The sequence below is a fragment of the Aeromonas sp. SCS5 genome, assembly GCF_001887375.1.
Lineage (GTDB): Bacteria > Pseudomonadota > Gammaproteobacteria > Enterobacterales > Aeromonadaceae > Aeromonas > Aeromonas jandaei.
Genome location: NZ_LFCS01000033.1, coordinates 1 through 710 on the forward strand (window position 1 = coordinate 1; position 710 = coordinate 710).

Genomic DNA, 710 nt, shown 5'->3' on the forward strand with positions numbered 1-710 from the left:
GTTGGCACGGATGGTCACACCTTCCAGGCAGTGACCAGCTCTGGTCTGGTTGTGATGACGGTATCCATCCCCACTGTGCCCGCCAGCATTGCCGCTCATACCACTGCAACCATCGACTATCAGGTAACGGTGCATACCAACCTGGATCACGGGGCGGATGACAATCTCAACCTGACCTTGCCAATCAAGGTAACCGACAGCGATGGCAGCCAGAGCCAGGGCTCAACCACCATCACGGTGACGGACAGCCTTGACCCCGAACTCGGTTTGGACAAGGGCGTTTCGCTGCAAGAAGGGGGCAACCAGCGCATCGATGGTCAACTGCCGGTCACGGTGGGTAGCGATCGTCTGGTCTCCCTCAACTTTGAGGCGAGCCAACCAGCGCTCGCTGGGCTCACCAGCCAGGGGCGTCCCACCAGTTATGAGGTGCAGGGCAACCAGCTGACCGTCAAGGATTGGCAGGGCAATACGATCCTTACCGTCGCCATCGAGCTGGATGGCAAGTACAGCGTCGCCCTGACCGGCGTGTTTGACGAGCCGGAAGCGACCAACAGCCTCAACTTTGGCCTGAAGGTACAGGGCTCCGATTTTGACGGCGACAAGAGCAACCTCGGCACCCTCAATATCACCATTACCGATGGTGCCTTGCCACAGGTCGATCCTGTCTCCCTCACTTTCACCGAAGATAGCAACTGGCAGCAGGAGCAGAC

The 710-nt window shown here is 58.9% G+C and carries 1 protein-coding gene; it reads left to right on the top strand.

Features of this window, described 5'->3' with window-relative positions:
• Positions 1-710 (top strand): hypothetical protein (locus BS300_RS20830; RefSeq protein WP_143241876.1); only part of this gene is annotated, 710 nt, incomplete at both ends.